The 11,220-nt window shown below is 33.4% G+C and carries 10 protein-coding genes; 6 read left to right on the forward strand and 4 right to left on the reverse strand.

What is annotated here, in order from left to right:
* Positions 1–133: 133 nt before the first annotated feature.
* A complete protein-coding gene (locus tag FLACHUCJ7_RS06285; protein WP_180908312.1) occupies positions 134–2,275 on the reverse strand; it encodes a LamG-like jellyroll fold domain-containing protein in 2,142 nt (713 codons plus the stop codon).
* A gap of 14 nt (positions 2,276–2,289) precedes the next feature.
* On the opposite strand from FLACHUCJ7_RS06285, the gene FLACHUCJ7_RS06290 reads away from it, so the two are divergent.
* From FLACHUCJ7_RS06290 to FLACHUCJ7_RS06310, 5 genes are all read left to right on the forward strand, one after another.
* Positions 2,290–4,413, forward strand: a complete 2,124-nt coding sequence (locus FLACHUCJ7_RS06290; protein ID WP_180908313.1) for a tetratricopeptide repeat-containing sensor histidine kinase — start codon at positions 2,290–2,292, stop codon at positions 4,411–4,413.
* On the forward strand, positions 4,410–5,030 hold the full coding sequence (locus FLACHUCJ7_RS06295) for a response regulator (protein WP_180908314.1): 621 nt from the start codon (positions 4,410–4,412) through the stop codon (positions 5,028–5,030). The genes FLACHUCJ7_RS06290 and FLACHUCJ7_RS06295 overlap by 4 nt, the downstream gene beginning before the upstream one ends.
* A gap of 11 nt (positions 5,031–5,041) precedes the next feature.
* Positions 5,042–5,404, forward strand: coding sequence for a hypothetical protein (locus FLACHUCJ7_RS06300; protein WP_180908315.1), 363 nt, complete (start codon positions 5,042–5,044; stop codon positions 5,402–5,404).
* Between the two features lie 311 nt (positions 5,405–5,715).
* The gene (locus FLACHUCJ7_RS06305; protein WP_180908316.1) at positions 5,716–6,432 is read left to right on the forward strand and encodes a pirin family protein; all 717 of its coding nucleotides are present in this window, start codon (positions 5,716–5,718) and stop codon (positions 6,430–6,432) included.
* 257 nt (positions 6,433–6,689) lie between these two features.
* Positions 6,690–7,223, forward strand: a complete 534-nt coding sequence (locus tag FLACHUCJ7_RS06310; protein ID WP_180908317.1) for a YceI family protein — start codon at positions 6,690–6,692, stop codon at positions 7,221–7,223.
* A gap of 131 nt (positions 7,224–7,354) precedes the next feature.
* Here the strand turns inward: FLACHUCJ7_RS06310 and fabD are convergent, their stop codons facing one another.
* Positions 7,355–8,230: an ACP S-malonyltransferase gene (fabD, locus tag FLACHUCJ7_RS06315; protein ID WP_180908318.1), complete on the reverse strand. Its 876-nt coding sequence runs from the start codon at positions 8,228–8,230 to the stop codon at positions 7,355–7,357.
* A 71-nt stretch (positions 8,231–8,301) separates the two neighbouring features.
* Positions 8,302–8,664, reverse strand: a complete 363-nt coding sequence (locus tag FLACHUCJ7_RS06320) for a DUF983 domain-containing protein (protein WP_180908319.1) — start codon at positions 8,662–8,664, stop codon at positions 8,302–8,304.
* A gap of 96 nt (positions 8,665–8,760) precedes the next feature.
* On the opposite strand from FLACHUCJ7_RS06320, the gene FLACHUCJ7_RS06325 reads away from it, so the two are divergent.
* Positions 8,761–9,669 (forward strand): AraC family transcriptional regulator, encoded by a 909-nt coding sequence (locus tag FLACHUCJ7_RS06325; RefSeq protein ID WP_180908320.1) that lies wholly within the window; start codon positions 8,761–8,763, stop codon positions 9,667–9,669.
* Positions 9,670–9,768: 99 nt separating this feature from the next.
* Here FLACHUCJ7_RS06325 and FLACHUCJ7_RS06330 read toward each other — a convergent pair whose 3' ends face one another.
* Positions 9,769–11,202, reverse strand: coding sequence for a rubredoxin (locus FLACHUCJ7_RS06330; RefSeq protein ID WP_180908321.1), 1,434 nt, complete (start codon positions 11,200–11,202; stop codon positions 9,769–9,771).
* Between the last annotated feature and the right edge of the window lie 18 nt (positions 11,203–11,220).

An 11,220-nucleotide genomic window follows, 5' to 3' on the forward strand; every position in this document is an offset into this window, starting at 1 on the left:
TTCTTTTAATCACTAAAAAAATCGATGTTTGAGTGTGATTAAAAGTAATTATACAACGGTTTTTTTTATTGATTTTTATAACAGAAAGACTTCTTAGATAGGAAGAAGCCTTTCTGTTTAAATCTGTTTTATCTTATTTTTTTATCAATTTAATCGTTTCAACCTGATTGTTATCATAGGTTATTTTCAACAAATAAACTCCATTTGGGGAGCTATTTAAATTCAAATTGGTATTTCCAAAATTAATATTTTCCGATTTAATAATTTTTCCATTCAAATCATATACTACAATAGCGGCACGAGCATCATTATTTAAAGAGAATAGACCATTTGAAGGGTTAGGATAGACTGTTGTTTTTGATGAAAATTCAAAATGATTGTTATTTAAATTAGTCGAGCAGGTATTTCCTGTTGTCACAATGCTGGTTGCAGTCCAGTTTGAGGTATTTCCTATAAGTTCAAAACCATCTAACATTCCTGTATAGGCATTGCTGCTGGCATCTGCGACTGTGGTTACTGTTGAATTGTTTCTATTATCAAGACCTTGGTTAAATTGGTAATACGCTAATAAATTAGTTTGTCCTGGCCCTAGTTCGCAATTTTTATTATTTTGAATTTCAGTTTGAGTCAAAGCTTTGTTCCAAACACGAACCTCATCCATTTGTCCCTTAAAAATTTCTCCATAGCCATTATATCCTAATATCATTGGTGCCACGCTTGTTGGCAAAGTATAATTGGATGGGGTTGGTGTGGTACCAACATTTACTCCATCAACATACAGTGTTACAGAGGTGCCATCAAACACCATCGCTACATGTTGCCATGTGTTTGGTATAACTGTTCCTCCTGTAACTACGTAACTACCAAAACCAATAAAACAATTAAATTCACCATTAACGGTACGTAAATCAAATTGAGTAGAAGATCCGTTACCATGATTGGAAACAATAGTTTCTACATTTGAATCCCTAGTTGTTTTAATCCATGCCTCAACGGTTAATTTATTGGTATTACTCAATACTGTAGAAATACCAGTGTCGCAGTTTACTTTGTCATCTATTCCATCAAAATCCAATGCTGATGCATTAAGATTTACCTCAATAGCCGTTCTTAAGCTTTCGCAACCTGAAACCGTTTGAGAGACATAATAGATGCCGCCGGTTATTGGAGATGAATTTGCTAAAGTTGTGCTTCCTGTAGAAGCTGCATACCATTTTAAGTCGGTTCCAGTTGCGGCAATGTTGGCAACCGTAGCGTCTTTATTAAAAGTTTGTGGACTAATAGCTGTAGGTGCCGAAGTTGTATTTATCATTACAACAACTGCATTTCTTGGACTTTCGCAGCTACCAATAGTTTGCGAAACATAATAGGTTGTTCCTGATGTCAATGCAGTTGTGGCACCCAATTCGTTTAACGATTCCAATGAAGAATACCATTTGATACCCATTCCTGTAGCCGTTAAATCAGCAATTGTAGCCGCCGTACAAAAAAATTGCGGACTTGTAACCGACAATTGTGCCGGACTCATTGTTCCGGTAACTACGCCTCCTGGTGTAACCCAGTTTGAGGAAGATCCAGTTAAGGCAAATCCGCTTAACGTACCGGTATTATCATTTCCACTGGTATCAATCAGGGTAGTAATTGCTGTATTATTTGCAGCATGAATACCTTGGTTGCACTTGTAATAAGCCACCAATCCTACTTGTCCTGCAGGAAGTTCCCCATTCATATTGTTTTGAATTTCACATTCAGGTAATACTCTGTTCCAGATACGTACTTCGTCTAATTTACCTCCAAGTAAATTTGCAGTATCAAATGTACCAAGTCGTACAGCGTTTCCGCCAGTAAAAGGAGGTACAGAGGTATTGCTTGCTACTAAAACACCATTTTTATACATTTTCATTGTGGTGGTTGCAGCATCATAAGTCAAAGCAACGTGATACCATGTATTAGCTGCAATTGGAGTTGGGTCCTGCACTGCATTCCAGATACCATTGTGTCCTGCCGACAATCTGTTTCCATAATTTGCAGAGGGATACAGTGCGTGTTGCCCATCTGAGCCTCCCGAAATAAGATTGTTTTGGAGACTTAAATCTGATAAATAAAACCAGGCTTCTTTGGTATATGTTGCAGGCATTATATCCCCCAGTTCCACATAATCATTGACACCATCAAAAGACAATGCACTTGCTGAAACCTGTCCTCTCGAAAAACTTGTGGTCAGCACAATGGCAAACAAAAGTATTTGATTTCTTAATAGAGTAATTTTTCTCATAGTTTTTCTTTAAAATGTTAGATTACAAAATTCTGGCAAATCCAAACGAATTCACGCAAGGGGAAACCCCTGAATTATTTATTTATAATTCAAATACTAATTCAAATAGATACATTTGTAAAAAAAACAATAAGGTTATGTCTAAAACCAATTATTTATTTCATGCTTTTCTTATTGCAATTTTTTTGCTTGTTTTTTCTTGTCAGAAGAATGAAACGAATGAAGTTTTATTTCAAAAAGAAGAACCAGTAAAGGAAGATGCCACAAAAACCTGGTTGCATAAAGTGGAGCATTACAAGAAGGACAAAAATTATTTATCGGTTTTTCACAACTATTACAACGACAAAATAAAAGAAAAAAAATATTTGGAAGCAGCCGAAGTTTTAGATTTCGCCTGTGTATATCTTGCAGATTCTTATGACTTTAATGATCAGTTTATGACTAAAGTCAAAGAATTTGACACCAGATACAGACACAAAGTCCCTGAATTAAAAACCACTTTTGTAGATGCTTATCTTGCCAATTATTATTTCGACAAGTATAATTTAAAAAAGGCATGTGAGTACTTTAAAAAGATTACGACATTAGAGCCTGACGACTATAATAGCTGTTACAATATTGCCAGAGCTTACTACGATTTATCTTATATTTATTATATTATGGGGAAGCAAAATTTAAGTCTGCTTGCCAATCAGAAATCTTTTGAATATTTCAGCAAAATAGATAATCCTAAAGGTTTGGCTTTTGTTTATTCGAATTACGCTAATATATACACTGCCATTGGTGATAAAAAAAGAGCTATTCAAAATGCGGACAAAGCAATACAAGCGTATAAAAAAATTGACAATACCTATAATGTCTATATCGGTTTGATTAATAAAATTTCGATATATGAATATTTAAAGGACAAACGTGAAAGGCCATTAATCGATTCTGTTTATCAGGCTTTTATTAGCAGTAACGATGAAAGTAAAATATTAAAAATAAAAATATTTGATTTTAAGGCAGAAAATTTAATTCATGAAAACAGGTTATTAGAAGCCAAAAAGATACTGAACGATTTAAAACCTGTTGTTGAAGAAATAGATTCTGATGATTTAACTCAGGAATACAAATTAACATCTGCATTGTATGAGATAAAAAAGAATCCAAATTATTCCAATTTTGCAGATATAAAAAAAACATTACCCACTTTAATCAGCAATCAGCAATATGAAAAAGTCAATATGCTTTATGGAGTATTACAAAACAGTGCAATTCAAAATAAAGATTATAAAACTGCTTTAGCCTATGAAGCACAAAAGAAAATTATTGCAGATAGTATAGGAAGCATAATTACCAAGGTAAAAACAGTAGAACTTGAAAAAAAATATCAAACTGAAAAAAAAGCACAGGAATTAAAAATAAAAGAACAGACCATAACAACCAAAAATACAACAATTGCACTTTTATGTGCCAGCTTGATAGGGATATTGCTTATAAACTTTGCATTTAACCTGAAACAAAAACAAAAAAAATTAAAACTCGAAAAAGAAAATACGCAGTTATACACCAAACAACTCCTCGAAAAAACAGAAGAAGAGCGCAAACGTATTGCAAGCGACCTGCATGACAGTGTAAGTCACGAACTGCTGAGTTTAAAAAACTCCTTCGAAGAAAAAACAGAAATTACCAGTCAGAAAATTGATGCTATTATTAATGATATCCGAAGTATCAGTAGGAATTTACACCCTATAATGTTTGATAAAATAGGATTAAAAGAAAGCATTAATCAAATGACAGAACGGGCAGAATCTGTTAATAATTTCATGGTTACGGCCGAGATTGATTATCACCGTGTTTTATCTTCTTCCGATGAATTGCAAATTTACCGTATTGTGCAGGAAGCACTTTCCAATATCATAAAATATGCTGATGCAATTGCTGCTAAAATTTCTATAACGGAAAACGAAAACAGCATTATAATTGAAATTAAAGACAATGGAAAAGGATTTAATGTAGAAGAAACTTTAAACAGTAAATCTTCATTTGGCCTGCATAATATTATAGAACGAAGCAGGGCTATTGGCGGACAAGCTAATATTACATCAAATACTAACGGCACAATAATTACCATCGATATAAAGAAAGCTCAATGAGAATATTAATTGCAGATGACCATCCTTTTACCCTCTTGGGTACAAAAAGCTTTGTGGAATCTTATGGTTACAGAGTAGAAGATACCTGCTCTAACGGAATTTCGGCATTAAATTTAATTAAGTTACACTTGCCGGATATTGCTATTCTTGATATCAACATGCCGGGGTTGGATGGCCTTGATGTGGCCAAAGCAATACAGGAAAGTAAACTGAAAACCAAAATCATTTTACTGACCATGCACAAAGAAATGACCATATATAAAAAGGCAAAAGAATACGGAATTTATGGTTATATTCTAAAAGAACATGCTCAAACCGAATTAGAAAAATGTCTTCAGGAAGTAAAAAAAGGGCATCAATATATCAGTACTTTTTTGAAAGACGACCTAATAACAGATACTCCCAATGATAACAATGAACTGGCGCATCTGACATTATCTGAAAGGAAAATTATTGAACTGATCACGCAGCAAAAAACTACAAAACAAATTGCCGAGTTATTATTTTTATCTGAAAAAACGGTTGAAGGCCACCGAAGCAAAATAATCGATAAATTAGGCTTGCCTAAAGAAAAAAATGCATTACTGATTTGGGCCATGCAGAATAGTAAAAAGTAGACATCTAAACCATGAAATCTTTCATTTTAATAATTACTTTCTTTTTTATCAATTTTGGCAATCAGGAAACCGATAAGCTTATAGGCAGTTATTATTTTATCTGCGAAAATGGATATTTTACAAACCAGAATGATAAGATTATATTTAAAGATAGTACTTACGCTTTTTCAAATAAATTTATTCCATCTGGAAAAATTTCGTATGGAAACAGCATTTTATTAGACAATTTCACCAATTCTAATATCATTATCAGTATTCCAAAAAATCAAATTGAGAAAGACACCATGATTTTTTACATTCATGATAGAAATGGTTTTGTTATGAATTATTTGGATATTGCTGTCGGAAAAGGAAAATTTATAAAAATAAAATGATGCTATTTTAATCTTATAAGATCTGGAAATTCTCTCTTTTTGAAGGTTCCTAATACTTCTGAAAATAAAGATTTCTAATCCAGCCCTGATAGCAGCGACATCCTGTTGTTGCGGGGTTCGCAGCAATAGATATAGCGAATAGCAGGAGTATAGGTGTTTTGAAACTAAAATTACTGCTCCCAAAACCAGCACAATATAAATCTTAGAATCTTAGCCACTCAGACCCCAGAACCTTTCTTAATCTACATTAAGTGCGTTTCATCTATGATGGTGGTATCTTTGTACTATAAAAATAACAAATACACAAAATCATGGAAAATATAGTATTGCACAAAGCAGAAACAAGAGGAAATGCAAATCACGGATGGTTAAACGCTTATCACAGCTTTAGTTTTGCAAGCTGGTACAATCCGAACAGAATTCAGTTTGGGGCACTTCGTGTTTTGAACGATGACACGATTGCAGGCGGAATGGGATTTGGAACGCATCCACACGATAATATGGAAATCATTACTATTCCGCTTGAAGGAGATTTGGCTCACAAAGACAGTATGGGAAATACCGAAGTAATCAAAAATGGTGATATCCAGGTAATGAGTGCCGGAACCGGAATTCAGCATAGTGAGTTTAACCCAAATGCTGATCAGCAGACTAAATTGTTGCAAATCTGGTTGTTTCCAAACAAAAGAAATGTTACGCCGCGTTACCAGCAAATTACGTTGAATGTTGCAGACAGACACAATAAACTGGCTCAGGTTTTGTCTCCAAATGCAGATGATGAAGGAGTTTGGATTCATCAGGATGCCTGGTTCAACATGGGGAATTTTGACTCAGGAATTGAAACAGAATACAAAATTAAAAAAGAAGGAAACGGAGTTTATGCTTTTGTTTTAAAAGGAAATGTAACGATCAACGGTCAGGAATTAAATACTCGTGATGCTGTTGGAATTTCAGGAACAGATATTTTAAATATAAAAGCAAATACAGACGCAGAATTCTTATTGATGGACATTCCGATGAATTATTAATTCACAAAAGACAACTAATACTTTTTTCTTAGAAACGATAATTGGTCTGAAATTCAGATTATTATCGTTTCTTTTTTTACTAAACTTTTCATAATTGATGATTTTAATCTACATGAGAATTGTATTTTTAAGATAATGAAATTCAAAAAATTAAAATCACATTTTCATTTCTTAATCTAGGTTAAGTGCGTTACGCTTACTGTCTGTGTAACTTTGTCTTAACAAAATGAAATTATAATATTTAAAAAATAAAAATTATGGCAACTACAAAATGGTCAATTGACCCAACTCACTCAGAAATTGGTTTTAAAGTAAAACACATGATGTTTACCAATGTTTCAGGAAAATTTTTAACTTACGATGCAACAATTACTACTGAAGGTGATGATTTCGAAAATGCAGCAATTGAATTTTCAGGTGATATCGTTTCTATCGATACTGCCAATGCTGACAGGGACAATCACTTAAAAAGCGGTGATTTTTTTGATGCTGAAAACCATCCAAAATTAACTTTCAAAGCTTCTTCATTCAAAAAAATCAATGATGAAAAATATGAAATTACTGGAGATTTAAACATCAGAGGTGTTGCAAAAACAGTAACTTTTCCGGTAGAATTTAGCGGAATCCTGACTGATCCATGGGGAAATACAAAAGTAGGTTTAAGTATCGAAGGAAAAATTAACCGTAAAGACTGGGGTTTGAACTGGAACTCAGCTCTTGAAACCGGTGGTGTTTTGGTTGGAGAAGAAGTTAAACTGAACATTGAATTACAATTTGCTAAGCAGGCGTAATTATTATTTATTCTTTTGATTGTTTATTTTTTATTCATCATAGTCATCTGAATATTACATATTAAAAAACCCTTCCTAAACATTAGTTTAAGAAGGGTTTCATTATTTAAAACTATATTTAAATGCTAAATTTAAGCATTCGCAGTAGCTGCTTCTTTATCAATTTTACCAATTAATCCGGCTAAAACTTTTCCAGGACCAACTTCGGTAAATAAAGTAGCACCGTCAGCGATCATTTGCTGTACAGATTGCGTCCATTTTACAGGAGCTGTTAATTGAATGATCAGATTCTTTTTGATTTCGTTAGCATCTGAAACAGCACTTGCCGTTACGTTTTGATATACCGGACAAATTGGAGCTGAAAAAGTTGTCGCTTCTATAGCAGCAGCCAGTTCTTCTCTTGCCGGTTCCATCATTGGGGAGTGAAATGCGCCTCCAACAGGTAAAATTAATGCTCTTTTTGCTCCAGCTGCTTTCATTGCTTCACAAGCTTTTTCAACTGCAGAAGTTTCTCCTGAAATTACCAATTGTCCCGGACAGTTATAATTTGCCGCTACTACAATTCCGTCAATAGAAGCACAAACTTCTTCTACTACATTATCTGCTAATCCTAAAACTGCAGCCATTGTTGAAGGTGTAATTTCGCAGGCTTTTTGCATCGCCAAAGCACGTTGTGAAACTAATTTTAGTCCATCTTCAAAAGATAAAGCTCCGTTGGCAACCAAAGCTGAAAATTCGCCTAAAGAATGTCCTGCTACCATTTCCGGCTTAAAATCTTCTCCTAATGTTTTAGCTAAAATAACCGAATGTAAAAATACGGCCGGCTGTGTTACTTTTGTTTCTTTTAGTTCTTCGGCAGTGCCTTCAAACATGATATCTGTAATTCTGAAACCTAAAATTTCATTGGCTTTTTCGAATAATTCTTTCGCTAATGGGGAGGTTTCATATAAGTCTTTGCCCATTCCTGTAAACTGTGCGCCCTGACCCGGAAATACGTATGCTTTCATTTTGTGCTACATTTATTCAGTATCGTTACTTACTGAGGTTATTTTTTTTTGACTGCAAAAATAACACTTTTTTAGCTCGAATAATCCTTAAACATATAAATCCATGCTAATCTTGAAAATCGCAGATTGAAAGAAGTTAATAAGATAATGACAACTGCAATGATCGGGATAATTCTTAAATCGAATGTTTTATCGAAGAAAAACTGGGCGATACAATATGTTGCAATTCCCTGAGCTACTGTTAATCCGTAATTTACATACATCGCACCAAAGAAAAATCCAGGCTCTTTTTGAAATTTATAATTGCAATGACTGCAAGTTTCATTCATTTTTGGAAAACCGAAATTCAGGAAAATATTCTTGTCTTTAAAAACTTTTCCTTTATGACAAACAGGACATTCGTTGCTTAAAATATGAGTTAATGTACTAGACATGATATTGTTGTTTTATATTTATACAAAGGTAAATCAGATTGTATCAAAACCTTTTTTATATCTTCGCTACTTATAGCACAATAAAGACATTTTATCATGAAAAAGTATCCGGTTTATAGCGTAGAGAATTTTAGCTGCAACGATATTCATAGTGAATTTTATGTAAACACATTTAAGGAGCATTTAAAAAGCCACAGTTTTGTCGAAGAACCTCATCGGCATGATTCGTATTTGATGGTCTTTTTTACGGATGGATTCGGAATTCATGAAATCGATTTTGACCGATTTGAAATCCAAAAAGGAAGTTTATTTTTATTGCAGCCCGGTCAAATGCATCATTGGAGTTTATCTGAGGACATTGAAGGATTTGTGATTATATTTTCGCAGGAACTTTACAATTTATATTTCGGACAAAAAAAAATCAATGATTATAATTTTTATCATTCGATTCATAATCGACCTGAAATGCTTTTTGAAGCTGATGAAATACCCAAGATTTTGCCTTATTTTAAATTATTAACTGAAGAAAATAAGCAGCACAATAATTTTCAATTGGATAAAATGCTGAATTTACTGGATTGTATTCATATTGAAATTGGGCGCAAATACAGTGAAACCTATTCGCATCAAACCCATTCGTACAATATCAAAATCAATACATTCGAAAAGCTTCTGGAGCAGCATTTTAAAGAAGAAAAATCGCCTTCTTTTTATGCTGATAAATTAAATATCACCTTAAAACACCTTAACCGAATTTGCAATGAAATTTTACAAAAAACAGCCACAGAAGTCATTATGGATCGTGTAATTCTGGAAATTAAAAGAATGCTTACCGATAAAGATTTAGCTGTAAATGAAGTTGCATCGGCTATTGGCTATGATGATTACTCTTATTTTTCAAGAGTTTTCAAAAAACAAACGGGAGTTTCTCCGACGGCTTTTCGGGATTTAAAAAATAAAAAATTTCACCATATAAGTGATATAAGTTCATTTAAGTTTTGCTAATAATTTGTTTTCAAAAAGCATTTCGACTTCGCTAAATATTACAAAAAGTAAAACTTATATTTTCTTATATAACTTATATGGTTTAAAATTGCGTTAGAATTAAGCAGTAACTGGTTCTAAAATCCTGAAGTTGCTTTTAGGCGCTTCGCATAAGGAACAGCAATAGGTTTCGGCCAAATCTGTGAATAAAATACCTTTTGGAATGTTTTGACTTTCATCTCCGTATTCCGAATTGTATGTCGTTAAACATTCCTGGCATTGGTAAATGTATAATTTAGGTTTTTCTTTTTTCTGATTATTTTCGACTGTTTCAGGGATTGAGTTTCCTAAATCTTCAAAGTATTTTCTACTTAATTCAATTAAGATAGTTGGTAGTTCAAGCTTATCAATATCCTGAGAATGTACAATATACTCACGCGTATTTGGATCGAAATTCTTAGCATACAAAACATTGTAGGTATCACGAATTTTAATCGATTCCAGGTCTTTTGGCAATTCATTTTTTTCCACTACAATCGAAGTAAAATAATGTCCTTCGCGATTGTATTCAGATATTCCAAAATTTAACCCATAAGTACTAATGTCAAATTGATCCAGTGTTCTTACCAAAAAAGTTTTCAGGTTGAGTGCCCATTCCATTGCTACAGGTAAATGCCAGTTCAATTCTAAAAGCGAATGACGAACATTGATTCCTTTTTTTCCTAAAAATTTCTCCCATTCCAGTTTTCTGTCTTTTGGAATCCCTTTTATGATAAATGATTTCCATGGTGTGATACATATTTTTCCAATTTTACAATCGAAACATAAATCACACATTTCTTTCAGGAACTCCAAATCGTACAGATTATTTCTCCAATACAAGCCAAGCCAATACTGGTCAATTCCCATTCGGTTCATGCCTTCGTAATACGGAAAAGGATAAAATGGGACATTTAGAGGTTTATCAATAGTTCTGTTGTTTGTATCCAAAGCTTCACTTACGAGACTAAAAATCATATCGATTCCGAAAGATTCTTCGGTTGTAACAATACGTTCGATTTCATAGTAAAACGTTGCTATATCCCAACTGTAAATCAATACCGGATATACTTCCATACGATGCCATTTGGGTAAGCGAATGTACAAATACCAATAATCTTCATGTTCGGAAGCAATAAAATTAAGATGTCCGGTAAATAATGGAACCAACTGCTGCTTTGGATCATTGATATTGACCTTAAGTTTGGGCTGGTCTTTAAATTGTTCTAAAATATATAAAAACTTATTTCCTGTCAGCCAATTGGTATTTCTGAAAATATCTGTAGACACATAAGAAGAAACGATATTATTACCGCTCTTTTCATCGGGAAAAACAAAATGATGTTTCCCCATTTTTTCTTTATCCAAAGCTTTAAAGCCTTTTGGGAAAATAATATCCTGTCTTGAACCAAATGAAATCGAATCCAAACCCTGATCCGCAGCCATATTGACAACCTCCCTAAGTTCTCCTGGCGAAATAACACCTCCTTTTACTATTAATCTCGTTAATTCCATGTCTTTTTTAGTTTTTTT

The organism is Flavobacterium salmonis (assembly GCF_903819435.1).
In the GTDB taxonomy this organism is placed as follows: domain Bacteria; phylum Bacteroidota; class Bacteroidia; order Flavobacteriales; family Flavobacteriaceae; genus Flavobacterium; species Flavobacterium chungangense.

Bases quoted from the DNA above. Each gene is read 5' to 3' on its own strand.
- FLACHUCJ7_RS06285 (WP_180908312.1), bottom strand. From the start codon at position 2,275: ATGAGAAAAATTACTCTATTAAGAAATCAAATACTTTTGTTTGCCATT.
- FLACHUCJ7_RS06290 (WP_180908313.1), top strand. From the start codon at position 2,290: ATGTTAGATTACAAAATTCTGGCAAATCCAAACGAATTCACGCAAGGG.
- FLACHUCJ7_RS06295 (WP_180908314.1), top strand. From the start codon at position 4,410: ATGAGAATATTAATTGCAGATGACCATCCTTTTACCCTCTTGGGTACA.
- FLACHUCJ7_RS06300 (WP_180908315.1), top strand. From the start codon at position 5,042: ATGAAATCTTTCATTTTAATAATTACTTTCTTTTTTATCAATTTTGGC.
- FLACHUCJ7_RS06305 (WP_180908316.1), top strand. From the start codon at position 5,716: ATGGAAAATATAGTATTGCACAAAGCAGAAACAAGAGGAAATGCAAAT.
- FLACHUCJ7_RS06310 (WP_180908317.1), top strand. From the start codon at position 6,690: ATGGCAACTACAAAATGGTCAATTGACCCAACTCACTCAGAAATTGGT.
- fabD (WP_180908318.1), bottom strand. From the start codon at position 8,230: ATGAAAGCATACGTATTTCCGGGTCAGGGCGCACAGTTTACAGGAATG.
- FLACHUCJ7_RS06320 (WP_180908319.1), bottom strand. From the start codon at position 8,664: ATGTCTAGTACATTAACTCATATTTTAAGCAACGAATGTCCTGTTTGT.
- FLACHUCJ7_RS06325 (WP_180908320.1), top strand. From the start codon at position 8,761: ATGAAAAAGTATCCGGTTTATAGCGTAGAGAATTTTAGCTGCAACGAT.
- FLACHUCJ7_RS06330 (WP_180908321.1), bottom strand. From the start codon at position 11,202: ATGGAATTAACGAGATTAATAGTAAAAGGAGGTGTTATTTCGCCAGGA.